Raw genomic sequence first — 15,923 nt, forward strand, 5'->3', positions numbered from 1 at the left:
GCCTCGCCATGGCCTGGTTTGCCGGATTCGTGGTCTACCGCCTCTTCAAGGGCCAGAAGTAGACGCCTTTTTCCGGAGCTAGCCGATTTCCAGAGGTAGTCGCTGTGCCCATTGAGATTCCTACAGACCTGACTCCAGAACTCGTCCCGCTTTCCTGGCTCATTGGTGAGTGGGAGGGCCGCGGCCGCCTCGGCAGCGGTGACGAGGACTCGGAGCACTTCCTGCAGCATGTGTCCTTCACGCACAACGGGCTGCCGTACCTTCAGTACCGTGCGGAAAGCTGGCTGACGGACGACGACGGCACGCGCCTGCGGCCGCTCACTGTCGAGACAGGCTTTTGGGCGCTGGAGCGTAAACAGCTTGATGCCGACGGCGGCCCCGGCCTGATCCCCGCGGACATCGTTCCGGCGCTGAAGAGCGCGGACGAGGTAGAGGCCCTGCGCAACAGCGAGGGCGGGTTCGACATCTCGGTGTCCATCTCCCACCCCGGGGGCATTTCCGAGCTGTACTACGGGCAGATCAAGGGCCCGCAGATCCAGCTCACCACGGATATGGTGATGCGCGGCAGCCATTCCAAGGACTACAGCGCCGCCACCCGCATCTTCGGCCTGGTGGACGGCAACCTCCTGTGGCGCTGGGATGTTGCTGTTGGCGGCAAGGAAGGCAAAGGCCTGGAAGCGCATGCCTCGGCCTTCCTGAAAAAGGTTTCCTGACTCCTCCCGGTCCTTCGGCATGAAAGACGCAGGCGGCCCGGATCCACTCCGGCCATGAAAATCCGGAATACCGCCGAGCCCCAAGGACTTCTACTACATATGACTACTCCCAGCCCCCTGCTGTCGCGCCCTGGCGCCGTTGAGGCGGCCGGCGCGGACGCCGGCGTTGCCGCCCACTACGGTGAGCCCCTGCGCGAGCAGCGCGCCCTCGCGGCCGGAACCGCCGTCGTCGACCTCTCCCACCGCGGCGTTGTCTCCGTGACCGGTCCGGACCGCCTGGGCTGGCTCAACACCCTTTCCTCGCAGCAGGTCGCCGGCCTGCAGCCGAATGAGTCCAGTGAACTCCTCCTCCTGAGCGTGCAGGGCAGGATTGATTTTGACGCGCGGGTCATTGACGACGGCGCCACCACGTGGCTGATCGCCGAAGCTGCCGAGGCCGCACCCCTCGCGGAGTTCCTTAACAGGATGAAGTTCATGCTGCGGGTGGAGATCGCCGATGTTTCCGCGGACTGGGCCGTTGTTGGCAGCACCAAAGCTGTCCCGGAGTGGTCCAGCCTGCTGGCTTGGCAGGACCCGTGGCCGCACGTGGGAGCAGGCGGCTACTCTTATGCGACCGTCCCTGAGGCCAACCACCCCGGGCTTGACCGCCCGTGGTTCGAATACCTCGTTCCGGCCGACGACCTGGAGGAGACGGTTGCGGGGCGTCCCCTTGCGGGCGTCCTTGCCGCCGAAGCGCTGCGCGTGGCAGCCTGGCGCCCCCGGATCGGGGCGGAAACGGACGACAAGACCATCCCACACGAACTTGACCTGCTCCGGACCGCGGTGCACCTGGCCAAGGGCTGCTACAAGGGCCAGGAAACCATAGCGCGGGTGCACAACCTCGGCCACCCGCCCCGCCGCCTCGTGTTCCTCCAGCTGGACGGATCCCAGCACACCCTGCCCGAGGCCGGCAGCCCGGTCCTGGCGGGGGAACGCAAAGTGGGGGCGGTGACGTCCGTGGTCCAGCATTTCGAGATGGGCCCGGTTGCACTGGCAGTCATAAAACGTTCGGTCGCCCCGGATGAAATACTGACGGTCCTGGACGGCGACGAGCCATACCCTGCCGTGCAGGAACTCATCGTTGCCCCCGACGCCGGCCAGGTGGTGGGGCGCCAGACCGGATTCCTCAGGGGGCCACGACCATGACGGACAACGTACAGCCCGATCCAGGGCCCGACGACGACGCGCTTGCTTTGGCGCACACGCTCTTCCAGGCTGCCCGGGAGGGGGACACGGCGCTGCTCCGTGCCTACCTGGACGCCGGCGCTCCCGCCACCCTGACCAATTCGGCAGGGGATTCCCTCCTCATGCTGGCCGCCTACCACGGGCACGCGGAGACCGTGCAGCTCATCCTGGAACGCGGCGCCGAGCCCGGCACCGCCAATGACCGCGGCCAGACTCCGCTCGCGGGAGCGGCGTTCAAGGGCTACACCGATGTGGCCCGGGTCCTGCTGGATGCCGGCGCCGACCCGGACGCCGGCGCGCCGTCGGCCCGAGCCGCTGCCCAGATGTTCGCCCGCCAGGAGATCCTGGACCTCCTGGCCTAGGCGGGACCCAGCCGTTCACCCGGTCCCGCCCGGCAGCAACCACCTGACGAAGGATGACCGTGGAAAACGTCGCAAAACCCTGGCCGGCCCTGTGGTCCCTGGTGATCGGGTTCTTTATGATCCTGGTCGACACCACCATTGTGTCCGTGGCGAACCCGCGGATCATGGAGGGCCTTGACGCGGACATCAACTCGGTCATCTGGGTCACCAGCGCCTACCTCCTGGCCTATGCGGTCCCCCTGCTCATCACCGGCAGGCTGGGCGACCGCTTCGGCCCCAAGAAGCTGTACCTCTCAGGCCTGGTGGTCTTCACCATGGCATCGCTGTGGTGCGGGCTGTCCGGCGACGTGGAGACACTCATCGCGGCCCGCGTGCTGCAGGGGCTCGGCGCCGCCATGATGACGCCGCAGACCATGGCAGTCATCACCCGCATTTTTCCGCCGGACAGGCGGGGCGCGGCCATGGCGATCTGGGGTGCCACCGCCGGCCTGGCCACCCTCGTGGGCCCCATCCTGGGCGGCGTCCTGGTGGACGGACTCGGCTGGGAATGGATCTTCTTCATCAACGTCCCCATCGGCATCGCCGGTTTTATCCTCGCCCTGCGCAACGTACCGGCCCTGAGCACCCACCCGCACCGGTTCGACATTCCCGGCGTGGTGCTGAGCGCCGTCGGACTTTTCCTTCTGGTGTTCGGCATCCAGGAGGGCGAAAGCTACAACTGGGGCACCATCGCCGGGCCTGTCACGGTGTGGGGCCTGATCATCGCGGGCCTTGCCGTGCTGGGGCTTTTTGTGGTCTGGCAACGGTTCAACAAAGGCGAGCCGCTGCTGCCGCTGGCGCTCTTCCGGGACCGCAACTTTTCACTGGCCAACATCGGAATCACCACCGTTGGCTTCACCGTGACCGCGTTCAGCCTGCCGCTCATCTTCTACTACCAGCTGGTCCGCGGCCTCACGCCCACCCAGTCGGCGCTGATGATGGTGCCTATGGCACTGATCTCGGGCGGCCTGGCGCCGGTGGTGGGGAAGATCATCGACAGGGTCAACCCGAAGTTCATCGCCGCCGCCGGCCTGGTGCTGATGGCCGTGGCCCTGCTCTGGAACTCGGCCCTGATGCAGCCGGACACCCCCATCCTGCTGTTCCTCCTGCCCAGCGCCATCCTGGGATTCGCCAACGCAGGTATCTGGGCCCCGCTGAGCACCACCGCCACCCGCAACCTTCCCCCGCGGCAGGCCGGGGCCGGGTCCGGCGTCTACAACACCACGCGGCAGATCGGCGCCGTGCTGGGCAGCGCAGCCATTGCGGTGCTGATCCAGGCGCGGCTGGCCGCGGAGCTTCCGGCCGGTGGCCCCGGCGGGGCAGCGGGCGAGGGCCTGGCCCTGTCCGGAGGCCTGCCTGAGGCCCTCCACGGCGGTTTTTCGACGGCGATGGGCCAGTCCATGCTCCTGCCTGCCGGGGTCATCCTGGCAGGCGCGGCGGTGGCGCTGTTCTTCGCCAAGCCGCAGCCGGTTCAGGGCTGGGGCGTGCCGGGGTCAGCCAAGGTGGACGCTGGTCTGGATTCCGCCGGCTGACAAGCCCAGCTTCCGGGCCAGCGCCAGGGAGCCTGTATTGCTGACGTCCGTCCGCCACTGGAGGGTCAGCCCCGCCGCAAGCGCCTCGTGGGCGGCGATCGAGGCTGCCAGGGAGCCCAGTCCGCGCCGGCGCCACTCAGGGTCCACCAGGACGCCAAGATGCGCCAGTAGACCTTCCCACTCCGTGTATGCCCCGCAGGCCAGGGGCACCCGGCGCCCCTCCAGTTCATGGACGATGGTGTAGCGGTTCTCCAGGTCTGAAAGGCCCACTTCGTTGACGTCGTCGGGCGGGCACCGGCCCTCAAGCTCGATCGCTTCGGCGTTGCCGTGCGAGACGGTCATTTCCTCCGGCGGCTGCCTCAGGGGCAGGTCGTCCGCAAAAAAGAGTGCGGCTGCCCCCATGCCGTGCCCGCCGTGCGACCTGGTGAGGGTCAGCAGGGTGACGTGCTGCGCCATTTCCTCGTCGGGGAGGGCAGCCGCGGCATCAATGACCCATTGCGGTCCCACCAGCGCCGAGCTGCCGAACAGCCGGACGAACTCGACGGTCCGCGCCGACTCGTCTGCACGGACTATGCGTTCCCCGGAGGCCAGGGCGGAGCTGAAGGCGTCATCATCCAGCCCCAGGCGCCGGGCCCACGCAAGCTGGATGATGGCGGCCGAACCGGGGTCGAGTGTCATGCTCCCAGCCTAGGACGGGCAACCGGTCCCGTTGGACAGGACACATCGGCCGCCGGCACTTCAGGGGTGCAGGTCGGCTCAGCCGAACAGGACGGCAGCTTCGTCGTAGCGGTTCTGCGGGACGGTCTTCAGCTTGCCCAGCGCTTCCTGGAAGCCCACGTGCTCAATGTCCGTTCCCTTGAGCGCCACCATGGTGCCCCAGTAGCCCTCAACCACCGAGTCGATGGCCGCCATGCCCAGCCGGGTGGCCAGGACACGGTCGAAGGCGGACGGCACGCCGCCGCGCTGGATGTGGCCCAGGATGGTGGCCCGGGTTTCAATGCCGGTCCGGGCTTCCAGTTCAGGGGCCAGCTGGTCTGCGATGCCGCCCAGGCGGGGCCGGCCGAAGGTGTCCAGGCCGCGCTCGGAATGCGGGGTTTCCATGTGCTCGGGAACGAACCCCTCAGCCACGACCACCAGCGGCGCACGGCCACGGGCATGGGCCTCGTTCACCCACTCGGTGATCTGCTCGATGCTGACTTTCTGTTCCGGAATGAGGATGGCGTGGGCACCTGCAGCCATGCCGGCGTGCAGGGCGATCCAGCCGACGTGCCGGCCCATGACTTCGGCGATCATGCAGCGGTGGTGCGATTCTCCGGTAGTCCGGAGCCTGTCGATGGCCTCGGTGGCGATCTGCACGGCGGTGTCGAAACCGAAGGTGTAGTCGGTGGCGTCGAGGTCGTTGTCAACGGTCTTGGGGACACCGACGATCTTCAGCCCTGCGTCGGTAAGCCGCTTGGCTGCCGCCAGCGTGCCCTCACCGCCGATCGCGATGATGGCATCGATGCCCAGGCGCTCCATGTGGGCCTTGATGACCTCGGGGCCGCCGCCGTTTTCGAACGGGTTGGTGCGGGAGGTACCCAGGATGGTGCCGCCCTGCTTGGCAATGCCGCGGACCATGGTCCGGGGGATGTCGATGATGTCGCCCTCAACAACGCCGCGCCAGCCGTCGAGGAAACCGACGAACTCGTGGCCGTGGATGGCAATTCCCTTGAGGACTGCTCCGCGGATCACCGCATTCAGTCCGGGGCAGTCGCCACCGCTGGTAAGGATTCCAATTTTCATGTCTCGCTCAAATCCTGGGGAGAGGGTTTACAGGCAGAGCGCCACGCTGAGCTCACATAGAGTCTAGTGCGGTGTGTGCGGTACGACACAAACTGGTTACACGAAGGGCCCCGTTCCGAGGGGAGCGGGGCCCGTAGTGGCCGTTTCTCATGGGCGGTTCAGTGAACGCCTGTCGAGGAACGACTGCAGCGGGATGACGTTCCGCTGGTCCGGCAGGATTACCCAGGCCACGAGGTAGAAAACGAAGGCGGGGCCGGGAAGGAGGGCAAAGAGGAGGAAGGCAATGCGGACGTAGGCCACGTCCACGTTCAGTTTTGCCGCGATCCCTCCCAGGACGCCTCCCAGGATGCGCTGGGGTCCGCGTTTCAGGCCCAGGCCCCTGACGATGCTGAAGAATTTATCCATGGTTCAAGACTTCCGTGTTGTGGTGTCGTTGTCACTTTTCCTGGCGGAGAGGAGACCTCCGACCACCAGGGCCGCTCCCGCCCCGATCATGAGTCCGATCAGGACGTAGGTCCCGTTGAGGGTGACGATTCCGAGCTGGGCGATGATGATCAGGGCTGCCAGGGCGAGCACGATCAGGCCCCATACGATGGTTCCCACCCGCGCCCCGGAGGGAGGGACGGAGTCGGTGCGTGCCGCCGCGGAGCTCCCGGGGATGTACGGGTCCGGCGCCGGTGTCTGGCTGCTCATGTCAGTTACCTTCCTTGATGGTGACGTTGCTGACGGTGCCGTCGATCTCGATGATCAGTGGGCTGCCGGGCTTGTCGGTGTTGTAGCTGCTTTCGCGTGTGGTTGTCCCGCCTCGCTGGCTTCCGCCTTCCGTGAGGTTGCCCAGGGTCATATCGGCGCGGATGTCCACGGGCACGGAGTCGGGGATCAACACCGTGACGTTGCTGGCGGTGAAATCGAGGGGGACAAGCACCTCGGACTCGAGGGGGGCGTCCAGGGCGAGGCCGGTGAGGTCAACGGTTCCGCGTCCCGCCGTGATGTTCAGCCCCTCGCTTGCCTGCTGGATGCTCGTGGGTGCCCAGTCAACTTCCTGGAATCGGACGCGCTCGCCGTTGTTGCCCACCACGTTGAAGATTCCTCCCGTGATGAGGGCTGCCACCGCAAAGAACGACAGGATGCCCGAGGTGCGGCCGCGGAAGCCCAGAATCAGGATTGCGAGGCCCAGGACCGCCGCCGCGCTGGCCCAGGCGATGGCGTTCGTGGAGTCACCGAGGTCGATGATGTTGGTGACGTCCAGGGCTTTCAAACCCGCGCCGACAATCAGTGCGCTGCCGGCAGCGATCGCGACGGCGGGGGCACCGGGACCTGAGGGGCGCACCTTGGGTGCCGGCGGAGGACCCTGCGGCTGCCAGGTGCTGCCGGCGCCTTTGTTGTCCCAGCCGCCGCTGCCGGAGCCGCCGGCGCCGTAGGGGCTGCCGGTAAATGGGCCGGTCCCTGCAACGTCCGAGTACGGGGGCGCCGTTGCCGTGGAGGCTGCGCCAGAGTGCATGGTGGTGCCGGGGTATTGGTTGCCCGGGTAGGAGGTGGCGCCGGGTGCGGCTGCACCCGCCGGCGTGCCCACCGCTGCTTTGTTACGCTGCGCGAGGTAGTAGACCAGGTAGATGGCGCCGCCAACCCAGAAGAGGGTCCAGAGGAAGGCGCCGAAACCGTGGTTGCTCCAGCCCCAGAAGTCGCCGCCCAGTCCGCTGAAGCCCAGGATGACGGCGATCAGGGAACCGGTCATGCCGCTGGTCCACCGGCCTGCGCCGGCTTCCTGGACATGGATCCTTCCATCGGGCTCTGGCAGGAAGGCCCATGCCAGGCCGTAGAAAAGTACACCTATGCCGGCGAAAAGGGTCATCACGATGAAGACGCCGCGGACGATCAGCGGGTCGATGCCCAGGCGCCGGGCAATGCCGCTGGAGACGCCGCCGATCCAGCGGTCCTGGCCGCGGGTGATCCCATGGCTGCGCACCCAGCCGAAGAAGTCGGTCTGCTGGTTGGGTGCTCCGGCATAGGGGTAGCTGCCTGCCCCCTGGCTTGCGCTGCCCGGGCCGGGGCTGCCCTGGCCCGGGTACGCTCCGGCCGGCTGCCCGGCATAAGCCGAGCCGGCGCCATCGTACGCCGCGTCATCCCGCATGGATCCGTGAGCGGGGCCGTCCTCGTCTTCGTGCTCCGGATTCCGGTCCGACGCCGACGGGGGAGCAGGTGAGGGGGAAGGCGCCGATGGGGAGTCAGCCGGCGGGAGGGGCTTGGTGGGGTTTTCGTTTTCCCGTTTGGGGAGGGGCTCCGTCGGGTGGCCGTCGTCAGGGGTAGGGGTTTGCGAGTTCATGCTTCAATCCTTCCGCTTGAGGAGCCTCGGCTCTACTGGGGGACACCCTGAACAGCCCCTGAGAGGACCCCGGATCCGGCCGGATTGCGGGCCGGGAAACCCTGATCCGTGCTTGGATTGATCCATGACAACCGTCCCCACACGCCTCCCGCTGGTCCGCAGCAGCGACCGCTTCATCGCAGGCGTGTGCTCCGGCCTCGCCGCCCACCTGGGCGTACCCGTGGTCCACGTGCGGGTGGCAATGGTCCTTGCCTCGCTGGCCGGCGGGGCCGGCGTCGTCTTCTATGCCTGGTTGTGGATCATGGTCCCCACGGCTGACGAGAGCGCGCGGCGCCAGGCGCGCCGGCCGTCGTCGCCCATTGCACCGGCTGTCAGCCGGGAGACTGCGCCGGCCGCCGTGCCCTGGACAGTGGCGCCGGCAGGCGGCGGGATCGCTTCGCCCAACGCGCCCGATGGCGGCCTTCGGACGGATACTGCCTCGCCACGCGGCCTTGGATACCCGGCCCAGGGGGACGCCGCAGCGTCCGTGTCCGAGCCCGTCCGGCCGCCCTGGTTCCGGTTCCGGGAGATGCGCTACGGCAAGGAAATCCTGCTCGGGGCCGGGCTGCTGCTCGTGGCGGGCATCCTGATCGCCCAACTGCTGGGCGTGGATGTGCCACTGGGGACATTGATACCCGCAGCGGCAGTGCTCGGCGGCGCCTCCATTGCCTGGATGCAACTGGATGAGACCCGGCGGGCGGGGCTCGTGGACAAAACCAAGGCGGACCAGGCAGGGGGCTGGGCCCGGCTTGCTGCGGGCCTGGCGCTGGTGGTGGCCGGCGTCCTGGTGATGGTGTCCGGCTCTGGTTCCTGGGAGCAGACCTGGCTGGCGCTGCTGGCCTCGGTGGCTGTCCTCGGCGGGGTGGTGCTGGTCCTGCTGCCGTGGGCGCTGAAGTTCTGGCGCGACCTGGAGGCGGAACGGGCCGGCAGGATCCGGGAGACCGAACGGGCCGAGATTGCCGCCCACCTCCATGACTCGGTGCTGCAGACGCTGGCCCTGATCCAGCGTCGGGCGGCCAGCGAGCACGACGTCGTCCGGCTGGCCCGTGCCCAGGAACGCGAGCTGCGGGGCTGGCTTTTTGCGGATCCCGGCAAGGACGCCGGGCAACTGTCGGACCGGATCAAGGCCGTGGCAGCCGAAGTGGAGGACCTGCTGGGCAACGCCGTTGAGGTGGTCTGCGTGGGGGACACTGCCGTCACGGAGGGCCATGAAGCGCTGATCCAGGCCAGCCGGGAGGCCATGCTCAATGCCTCCCGCCACGGCGGCGGGACAGTTTCGGTCTACCTGGAAGCATCCGGTGGCCGTGCTGAGGTGTTCATCAAGGACCGCGGCCCCGGGTTCGACCTGCAGCATGTGCCGGAGGACAGGCTCGGGGTCAGGGAATCCATCATCGGCCGCATGAACCGCCACGGCGGCACGGCGGCAATCGCCAGCAGCAGCGATGGCACGGAGGTGCGGCTGGGCTTTCCCGCCGCCCCACAGGACAGCACGGAAGGCAAGCCATGAACACAACGCAGGGACCGGGTTCGGATCCGGCCGCCAGGTCCGCCAGGGTGGTCATTGTCGACGACCACGCGATCTTCCGCTCGGGCCTGAAAGCGGACCTGGACCCCAGTATCCACGTGGTGGGCGAGGCAGCCACGGTGGAACAGGCCATCGCCGTCATAGCACAGCAGCGCCCGGACGTGGTCCTGCTGGACGTCCACCTGCCCGGCGGCCTGGGCGGCGGGGGCCGTGAGGTCATCGCCGGTTCCGCAGCCCTGCTCCCTGCCACCAAGTTCCTGGCCCTCAGCGTCTCGGACGCGGCCGAGGACGTTGTGGCGGTAATCCGGGCGGGAGCACGCGGCTACGTCACCAAGACCATCTCGGGGGCGGAAATCACGGACGCCGTGTACCGGGTTGCCGGCGGTGACGCGGTCTTCTCGCCCCGGCTTGCAGGCTTTGTCCTGGACGCTTTTGGTACCGCCCCCGCGGACATCGCCGACGACGAACTGGACAGGCTGTCCGCGCGGGAACTCGAGGTCATGCGCCTCATCGCCCGCGGCTACAGCTACAAGGAAGTAGCCAAGGAGCTGTTCATCAGCATCAAGACGGTGGAAACCCACGTATCAGCGGTGCTGCGGAAGCTGCAGCTTTCCAGCCGCCACGAGCTGACCAAGTGGGCCGCCGAACGCCGCCTCCTCTGACCAGGCACCCCAAACGCTCTCTCACTTGATGCGCCTTAACGCCAAACGCTCTCTCACTTGATGCGCCTTAACGCCAAACGCTCTATCACTCACCGTGAAGGGAGTGATAGAGCGTTTAGGGAATTCCTGCGTTAAGTGAGAGAGCGTCCTACTGGGCCTTGCCCAGGAAGTCCTGCAGACGCTGCACGCCGGTCGCCAGGTCCTCGTCGCCGAGGGCGTAGGAAAGGCGCAGGTAGCCGGACGGGCCAAAGGCCTCACCCGGAACCACGGCCACCTCAACCTCGTCCAGGATCAGTGCAGCCAGTTCAGCGGAGGTCTGCGGAGTGGCGGTGCCGGACGCCGTCGGGAATTCCTTGCCCAGTAGCGCGCGGACGTCCGCGTAGACGTAAAAGGCGCCCTTCGGCGTCGGGCATTCCACGCCGTCGATGGCGTTCAGGCCCTCAACGATCGCCTTGCGGCGGCGGTCGAAGGCCACCTTCATCTCATCAACAGCCGTCAGCGGGCCGGAGACCGCGGCGAGGGCGGCGATCTGCATGATGTTGGAGACGTTGGAGGTGGCGTGCGACTGAAGGTTGGTGGCGGCCTTGATGACGTCGGCCGGACCGATCATCCAGCCCACGCGCCAGCCGGTCATGGCATAGGTCTTGGCAACACCGTTCAGGATGACCACTTTGTCGCCCAGTTCCGGCGCCGCGGTGGCGATCGAAGTGAAGGGAACGCCGTCGTATGTCAGGTGCTCGTAGATCTCGTCCGTGACCACCCAGAGGCCCTTGGACGCTGCCCACTTGCCGATCTCCGCCACCTGCTCCGGCGAGTAGACAGAGCCGGTGGGGTTGGACGGCGACACGAACAACAGGATCTTCGTCCTGTCCGTAACGGCTGCTTCGAGCTGTTCCACAGTCACCAGGTAGTCCTGCTCAGGGCCCGCAAAGACCTCCACGGGCACACCGCCGGCCAGGCGGATGGCCTCCGGGTAGGTGGTCCAGAACGGGGTGGGGACAATAACCTCATCGCCCGGATCAACCAGGGTGGCGAAGGTGTTGTACACGGCCTGCTTGCCGCCGTTAGTTACCAGGACCTGGGAGGCGTCCACTGCATAGCCGGAATCGCGCAGCGTCTTCTCGGCGATGGCCTTCTTCAGTTCCGGCAATCCGCCGGCAGGGGAGTAGCGGTGGTACTTCGGCTGGCCGGCAGCTTCAATGGCCGCCTGGACGATGTAGTCCGGCGTGGGGAAGTCCGGCTCGCCCGCACCAAACCCAATAACCGGCCGGCCCGCTGCCTTCAGCGCCTTCGCCTTGGCGTCAACGGCGAGGGTTGCGGATTCGGCAATTGCGGAAATGCGCTGGGAAACGCGGGCGGCAGACATGGCAGGTCCGTTCTTCGCTTGCAGCCTGGGGCTGGAATGTGGGATTCGACGAGTTCTACTCTATGCTGTTCACCGGACCCTCCGGGTTGCCGGTTTTGATTTGTGACTGTTTCCCGGTCAAATGTCAGGCAGGCCATCAGGTGAGGGCCGGAAATGGGCCGGTTCGACGAACGCGAAGTTGTTGCGTAGACTGGTTCACCGGTGTTGAAACACGGATGATGACGTGCGCCCCAGTTCAAACAGGCGGCTCGTTGTCAGAGAGTGGAATTCACTCCATAGGGTAGTGGCGCAATTGGTAGCGCAGCGGTCTCCAAAACCGCAGGTTGCAGGTTCGAGTCCTGTCTGCCCTGCGCAAGCGCCCCGGGCGAAAATCCGGGGCAAGCGCAGCAACCATGGTTCTGTTCAGGGCCGGGTAATCCAACATTGCAAAGATGAGCGAGGACCAGGTGACCGAAACAGCTGCCAGCAGCTCCAAGGGCCGCCCAGCTAAGAAGGACGCCAAGGCAAACTTCTTCGCCCGCATTGCACTCTTCGTCCGCCAGATCATCGGCGAACTGAAGAAGGTTGTTGCACCCACCCGCAAGGAACTGATCAATTACACGCTCGTGGTGCTGGTATTCGTGGGCATCATGATGGTCATCGTCAGCCTGCTGGACATCGGTTTTGGAACCGCCGTCGGCTGGGTCTTTGGCGGGACCGGCACTACGGACAGCTAACGCTGCACGGTCCGCAGGCCGCGTATTCCTCCGGGATTCCCGGACGGAATGCCGGTGTGCGGAATTGAGCCATTTAAATAGGCATGTTAGGCAATGAGGAAGCAGGAGACCAAGTGTCTGAGCAGGAGCTCGAGGTAACCGAGACTGAGCTGGAAGAGTCCGCGGACGTCACGGCAGAAGCCGGTGACGAGTCTGAGGTTGATTCCTCCGCGCCCGAATCCGAGGATGCCGGTTCCGACTTTGACGCCGAGGCAGACGCCGGCTCCGAAGAGGAGTCCGCTGACGCCCTCGCCGCTGCCGCCGCTAAAGCAGACGTTGACCCCGCCGAGGAGTTCAAGGCCAAGCTGCGCCGCCAGGAAGGTGACTGGTACGTCATTCACTCCTACGCCGGTTACGAAAACCGCGTGAAGGCCAACCTGGAAACCCGCATCCAGACCCTGGACATGGAAGATTACATCTTCGAAATCCAGGTGCCCATGGAAGAAGTCGTTGAGATCAAGAATGCTCAGCGCAAGGTCATCAACCGCGTCCGCATCCCCGGCTACGTGCTGGTCCGCATGGACCTCACGGACGCCTCGTGGGGCGCCGTCCGCCACACCCCGGGTGTCACCGGCTTCGTGGGCAACGCCCACAACCCCGTGCCGCTTCGCCTGGACGAGGTCTTCTCCATGCTTGCTCCCGTCTTCGAGGAAGAGCAGGCCGAGAAGGGCAAGCCGGTGAACAAGCAGAACCAGGCCCCCGTGGACGTTGACTTCGAGGTTGGCGAGTCCGTCATCGTCAAGGAAGGCCCGTTCGAGACCCTTCCCGCCACCATTTCCGAGATCAAGGTCGAATCCCAGACCCTCGTGGTGCTCGTGTCCATCTTCGAGCGCGAAACGCCGGTTACCCTGGCGTTCAACCAGGTCACCAAGATCTAGCACCACCCAAGATTTCGTCCCGGGGCTGCCCGCTTAGCAGCACCGGAACGGCCGGCCGCCTTGCCATGGCGGCCACAAACCTGAGGCACGCTCCTGTGCCCCAGGACGTTATTGAGAGAAGGACCCTACATTGGCTCCCAAGAAGAAGGTCACCGGCCTCATCAAGCTGCAGATCCAGGCAGGTGCCGCTAACCCGGCCCCGCCGATCGGTCCTGCGCTTGGCCAGCACGGTGTCAACATCATGGAATTCTGCAAGGCGTACAACGCTGCGACGGAAGCCCAGCGCGGAAACGTCATCCCCGTGGAAATCACGGTCTACGAGGACCGTTCCTTCACGTTCATCACCAAGACCCCGCCGGCTGCAGAGCTCATCAAGAAGGCTGCAGGCGTCGCCAAGGGTTCAGCAACCCCGCACACCGTCAAGGTTGCCAAGCTGACCCAGGCCCAGGTCAACGAGATCGCCTCCACCAAGATGGAAGACCTCAACGCCACCAGCCTCGAAGGCGCAGCAAAGATCATCGCCGGCACCGCCCGCTCCATGGGCATCACCGTCGAAGGCTAGCCGCTTCCGCCGCTTTAGAGTTGCGCCCGGGAATCTGGGTACGACGACGGGCGGCACCGCCGGAACACCGGCACCACCAAAACTGAAATGTTGGGAAACGGGCACGGATAACGAGCCCGCCCACCAACTGTGGCAGGGCCCAGCGCGGTCCGCAGACCACAACTGCACAAGGAGAAATAAGCAGCATGGCAAAGCGCAGTAAAGCATATGAGGCAGCAGCCGCCAAGATCGACGCGGAGAAGTTCTACGCGCCGTTCGAGGCAGTGACCCTCGCCAAGGACACCAACCCGTCCAAGTTCGACGCCACCGTTGAGGTTGCATTCCGCCTCGGCGTCGACCCCCGCAAGGCTGACCAGATGGTCCGCGGCACCGTCAACCTGCCCCACGGCACCGGTAAGGTTTCCCGCGTCCTGGTCTTCGCTACCGGCGACAAGGCTGAGGCAGCAATCGCAGCCGGCGCCGACTTCGTTGGTTCCGATGACCTGATCGAAAAGATCGCAGCCGGCTGGACCGACTTCGACGCCGCCGTCGCCACCCCTGACCTCATGGGCAAGGTTGGCCGCCTCGGTAAGGTCCTGGGCCCGCGTAACCTGATGCCGAACCCGAAGACGGGCACCGTGACCCCCGACGTCACCAAGGCCGTCAACGACATCAAGGGTGGAAAGATCGACTTCCGCGTCGACAAGCACTCCAACCTGCACTTCATCATCGGCAAGGTCTCCTTCGACGCCGTCAAGCTGGCCGAGAACTACGCAGCAGCACTGGAAGAGGTGCTTCGCCTGAAGCCGTCCGCTTCCAAGGGCCGCTACATCCAGAAGGCCACGGTTGCCACCACCTTCGGTCCCGGCATCTCCGTCGACCCGAACGTCACCAAGGTTCTGACCGAGGCCTAAATCCTCGTCTGAAACTCCTGCAGCGGAACCTCTCCGCCGCAACAAAACCGCCCGGCACCCGTGCCGGGCGGTTTTGTTTAACTGTGGAACTATCCCGGCGCCGGTACCTTTTGCCTAAGCTGTAGGAATGGCTGACCCAGAGTCGGATACCTTCACAGGGGCCCCCGCTGCTCCCGTTATCAAAGCCGTTAAGGTGATGCCGGAACCCGGCATCAATGCCGCTTCTGCAGGGCCCACAGCGGATCTCAGGGAATGCCACGCCCTGCGGGTGGAGCACGAGCTCGCACTGTGGGGCAACCTGGACCGATGCCCCACACTCCAGGAAACTGCCGAGTTCTGGCGGGGCAATGAGTACGAGGAGCGGCATCTCTTCCTGGCAAGGCTGAATGGGGAGACCGTCGGTATGTGCTCCGTGGAACTGCCGCTCCGCGAGAACACCCACACCGCCGGTGTCGATGTCCTGATCGCGCCCGCCCACCGGCGCCGGGGGCTGGGCAGGACGCTGCTGTTACACGCAGAGTCGATTGCCACGACACGGAGCCGGACATCCCTCTACGGGTACCACGAGGTTCCGCTGGCCGCGGCGGACGGGAAAACCCTGCTCCCCGCCAAGTCCGGTGCCGGGGGCCTGCCGGTCACTGAACCTGCAGTGGCGTTCGCCGCCGCTTCCGGCTATGAGCTGGAACAGGTGGAACGGTCCAGCCGGCTGGACCTTCCCGTCGCGCCTGAGCTGCTGGACCGGCTGGAGGCAGACGCAGCAGCACGAGCAGGCGGCTACAGCATCACGGGCTGGGACGACACCTGCCCCGACGACCTGGTGCAGGCCTACGCGCTTCTCAAAGCACGGATGAGCACGGATGTTCCCATCGCCGGGATGGACTGGGAGGGCGAGGACTGGGATGCGGCCAGGGTGCGGGAGGAGGAGCAAACGATGGCCCGCGGCGGCGTCCAGTCCGCGGTGACTGCCGCACTGCACAGCGCCACGGGGGAGCTGGTTGCCTACACGGTCCTCAACTGGCGGCCCGGTGTGCCGGCCTCCATTGCCCAGCAGGACACCCTGGTCACCGCGAAACACCGCGGCCGCCGCCTGGGCATGCTCATGAAGGTGGCAAATCTACGGCGTGCCCAGGGCAGATGGCCGGCGGCGCGTTCTGTGTTGACGTGGAACGCCAGTGAAAACCAACATATGCTGGCCATAAATATTGCCCTTGGATTCAGGCCGGCTGGTTATGAAGGTGAGTGGCAGAAACGGCTGGGATGATTCGCCT

At 66.0% G+C, this 15,923-nt stretch carries 17 protein-coding genes and 1 tRNA gene; 12 read left to right on the plus strand and 6 right to left on the minus strand.

Translation table 11 applies throughout. The features are described 5' to 3' along the window. Positions 1-104 precede the first annotated feature (104 nt). The 4 genes from AC6CHP_RS01430 to AC6CHP_RS01445 all read left to right on the plus strand — a co-directional run bounded on the left by AC6CHP_RS01430 (position 105) and on the right by AC6CHP_RS01445 (position 3,870). Entirely contained in the window at positions 105-713 is a 609-nt protein-coding gene (locus AC6CHP_RS01430; protein WP_104998656.1) for a nitrobindin family protein, read from the plus strand. 99 nt (positions 714-812) lie between these two features. Continuing rightward, positions 813-1,898: a CAF17-like 4Fe-4S cluster assembly/insertion protein YgfZ gene (gene ygfZ / locus AC6CHP_RS01435; RefSeq protein ID WP_498227921.1), complete on the plus strand. Its 1,086-nt coding sequence runs from the start codon at positions 813-815 to the stop codon at positions 1,896-1,898. Next, positions 1,895-2,299, plus strand: a complete 405-nt coding sequence (locus AC6CHP_RS01440; RefSeq protein ID WP_498227923.1) for an ankyrin repeat domain-containing protein — start codon at positions 1,895-1,897, stop codon at positions 2,297-2,299. The genes ygfZ and AC6CHP_RS01440 overlap by 4 nt, the downstream gene beginning before the upstream one ends. 59 nt (positions 2,300-2,358) lie before the next feature. Further along, positions 2,359-3,870, plus strand: coding sequence for a DHA2 family efflux MFS transporter permease subunit (locus tag AC6CHP_RS01445; RefSeq protein WP_427117853.1), 1,512 nt, complete (start codon positions 2,359-2,361; stop codon positions 3,868-3,870). Here AC6CHP_RS01445 and AC6CHP_RS01450 read toward each other — a convergent pair. The 5 genes from AC6CHP_RS01450 to AC6CHP_RS01470 all read right to left on the minus strand — a co-directional run bounded on the left by AC6CHP_RS01450 (position 3,832) and on the right by AC6CHP_RS01470 (position 7,975). Further along, positions 3,832-4,548, minus strand: a complete 717-nt coding sequence (locus AC6CHP_RS01450) for a GNAT family N-acetyltransferase (RefSeq protein WP_427117851.1) — start codon at positions 4,546-4,548, stop codon at positions 3,832-3,834. The genes AC6CHP_RS01445 and AC6CHP_RS01450 overlap by 39 nt on opposite strands. Before the next feature lie 78 nt (positions 4,549-4,626). Continuing rightward, on the minus strand, positions 4,627-5,652 hold the full coding sequence (locus AC6CHP_RS01455) for an ATP-dependent 6-phosphofructokinase (protein ID WP_104184350.1): 1,026 nt from the start codon (positions 5,650-5,652) through the stop codon (positions 4,627-4,629). Positions 5,653-5,799: 147 nt separating this feature from the next. Beyond that, positions 5,800-6,057 carry a PspC domain-containing protein gene (locus AC6CHP_RS01460; RefSeq protein ID WP_104184349.1) on the minus strand — a complete coding sequence of 86 codons (258 nt, stop codon included), beginning with the start codon at positions 6,055-6,057 and terminating at the stop codon, positions 5,800-5,802. 3 nt (positions 6,058-6,060) lie between these two features. Beyond that, positions 6,061-6,345 (minus strand): hypothetical protein, encoded by a 285-nt coding sequence (locus AC6CHP_RS01465; protein WP_377194790.1) that lies wholly within the window; start codon positions 6,343-6,345, stop codon positions 6,061-6,063. 1 nt (position 6,346) lies between these two features. Next, entirely contained in the window at positions 6,347-7,975 is a 1,629-nt protein-coding gene (locus AC6CHP_RS01470; RefSeq protein WP_498227927.1) for a PspC domain-containing protein, read from the minus strand. A 124-nt stretch (positions 7,976-8,099) separates the two neighbouring features. On the opposite strand from AC6CHP_RS01470, the gene AC6CHP_RS01475 reads away from it, so the two are divergent. Together AC6CHP_RS01475 and AC6CHP_RS01480 are read left to right on the plus strand one after the other, a co-directional pair. After that, entirely contained in the window at positions 8,100-9,521 is a 1,422-nt protein-coding gene (locus tag AC6CHP_RS01475; RefSeq protein WP_498227929.1) for an ATP-binding protein, read from the plus strand. Beyond that, on the plus strand, positions 9,518-10,201 hold the full coding sequence (locus AC6CHP_RS01480; protein ID WP_181037973.1) for a LuxR C-terminal-related transcriptional regulator: 684 nt from the start codon (positions 9,518-9,520) through the stop codon (positions 10,199-10,201). Before AC6CHP_RS01475 ends, AC6CHP_RS01480 begins: the two co-directional genes overlap by 4 nt. A gap of 148 nt (positions 10,202-10,349) precedes the next feature. Here AC6CHP_RS01480 and AC6CHP_RS01485 read toward each other — a convergent pair whose 3' ends face one another. Next, complete coding sequence (locus AC6CHP_RS01485; RefSeq protein WP_498227931.1) at positions 10,350-11,567, minus strand: pyridoxal phosphate-dependent aminotransferase; 1,218 nt, start codon at positions 11,565-11,567, stop codon at positions 10,350-10,352. 277 nt (positions 11,568-11,844) lie between these two features. On the opposite strand from AC6CHP_RS01485, the gene AC6CHP_RS01490 reads away from it, so the two are divergent. The 6 genes from AC6CHP_RS01490 (at position 11,845) to AC6CHP_RS01515 (ending at position 15,916) form a co-directional block, all read left to right on the plus strand. Further along, positions 11,845-11,917: transfer RNA gene (locus tag AC6CHP_RS01490), tRNA-Trp, on the plus strand. An 81-nt stretch (positions 11,918-11,998) separates the two neighbouring features. Further along, the gene (gene secE / locus AC6CHP_RS01495) at positions 11,999-12,283 is read left to right on the plus strand and encodes a preprotein translocase subunit SecE (RefSeq protein WP_104184345.1); all 285 of its coding nucleotides are present in this window, start codon (positions 11,999-12,001) and stop codon (positions 12,281-12,283) included. A 113-nt stretch (positions 12,284-12,396) separates the two neighbouring features. Beyond that, on the plus strand, positions 12,397-13,200 hold the full coding sequence (gene nusG / locus AC6CHP_RS01500; protein ID WP_104184344.1) for a transcription termination/antitermination protein NusG: 804 nt from the start codon (positions 12,397-12,399) through the stop codon (positions 13,198-13,200). A gap of 130 nt (positions 13,201-13,330) precedes the next feature. Beyond that, positions 13,331-13,762, plus strand: a complete 432-nt coding sequence (gene rplK, locus AC6CHP_RS01505; RefSeq protein WP_003803853.1) for a 50S ribosomal protein L11 — start codon at positions 13,331-13,333, stop codon at positions 13,760-13,762. A 185-nt stretch (positions 13,763-13,947) separates the two neighbouring features. Continuing rightward, positions 13,948-14,655 carry a 50S ribosomal protein L1 gene (rplA, locus tag AC6CHP_RS01510; protein WP_066277900.1) on the plus strand — a complete coding sequence of 236 codons (708 nt, stop codon included), beginning with the start codon at positions 13,948-13,950 and terminating at the stop codon, positions 14,653-14,655. 127 nt (positions 14,656-14,782) lie between these two features. Then, positions 14,783-15,916, plus strand: coding sequence for a GNAT family N-acetyltransferase (locus AC6CHP_RS01515; RefSeq protein WP_498227935.1), 1,134 nt, complete (start codon positions 14,783-14,785; stop codon positions 15,914-15,916). Positions 15,917-15,923 lie beyond the last annotated feature (7 nt).

It is taken from the genome of Pseudarthrobacter sp. GQ63, assembly GCF_059758765.1.

Coding starts and splice junctions, on each gene's coding strand:
- ygfZ (WP_498227921.1), top strand. CDS start 813: ATGACTACTCCCAGCCCCCTGCTGTCGCGCCCTGGCGCCGTTGAGGCG.
- AC6CHP_RS01440 (WP_498227923.1), top strand. CDS start 1,895: ATGACGGACAACGTACAGCCCGATCCAGGGCCCGACGACGACGCGCTT.
- AC6CHP_RS01450 (WP_427117851.1), bottom strand. CDS start 4,548: ATGACACTCGACCCCGGTTCGGCCGCCATCATCCAGCTTGCGTGGGCC.
- AC6CHP_RS01455 (WP_104184350.1), bottom strand. CDS start 5,652: ATGAAAATTGGAATCCTTACCAGCGGTGGCGACTGCCCCGGACTGAAT.
- AC6CHP_RS01460 (WP_104184349.1), bottom strand. CDS start 6,057: ATGGATAAATTCTTCAGCATCGTCAGGGGCCTGGGCCTGAAACGCGGA.
- AC6CHP_RS01465 (WP_377194790.1), bottom strand. CDS start 6,345: ATGAGCAGCCAGACACCGGCGCCGGACCCGTACATCCCCGGGAGCTCC.
- AC6CHP_RS01470 (WP_498227927.1), bottom strand. CDS start 7,975: ATGAACTCGCAAACCCCTACCCCTGACGACGGCCACCCGACGGAGCCC.
- AC6CHP_RS01475 (WP_498227929.1), top strand. CDS start 8,100: ATGACAACCGTCCCCACACGCCTCCCGCTGGTCCGCAGCAGCGACCGC.
- AC6CHP_RS01480 (WP_181037973.1), top strand. CDS start 9,518: ATGAACACAACGCAGGGACCGGGTTCGGATCCGGCCGCCAGGTCCGCC.
- AC6CHP_RS01485 (WP_498227931.1), bottom strand. CDS start 11,567: ATGTCTGCCGCCCGCGTTTCCCAGCGCATTTCCGCAATTGCCGAATCC.
- secE (WP_104184345.1), top strand. CDS start 11,999: ATGAGCGAGGACCAGGTGACCGAAACAGCTGCCAGCAGCTCCAAGGGC.
- rplA (WP_066277900.1), top strand. CDS start 13,948: ATGGCAAAGCGCAGTAAAGCATATGAGGCAGCAGCCGCCAAGATCGAC.
- AC6CHP_RS01515 (WP_498227935.1), top strand. CDS start 14,783: ATGGCTGACCCAGAGTCGGATACCTTCACAGGGGCCCCCGCTGCTCCC.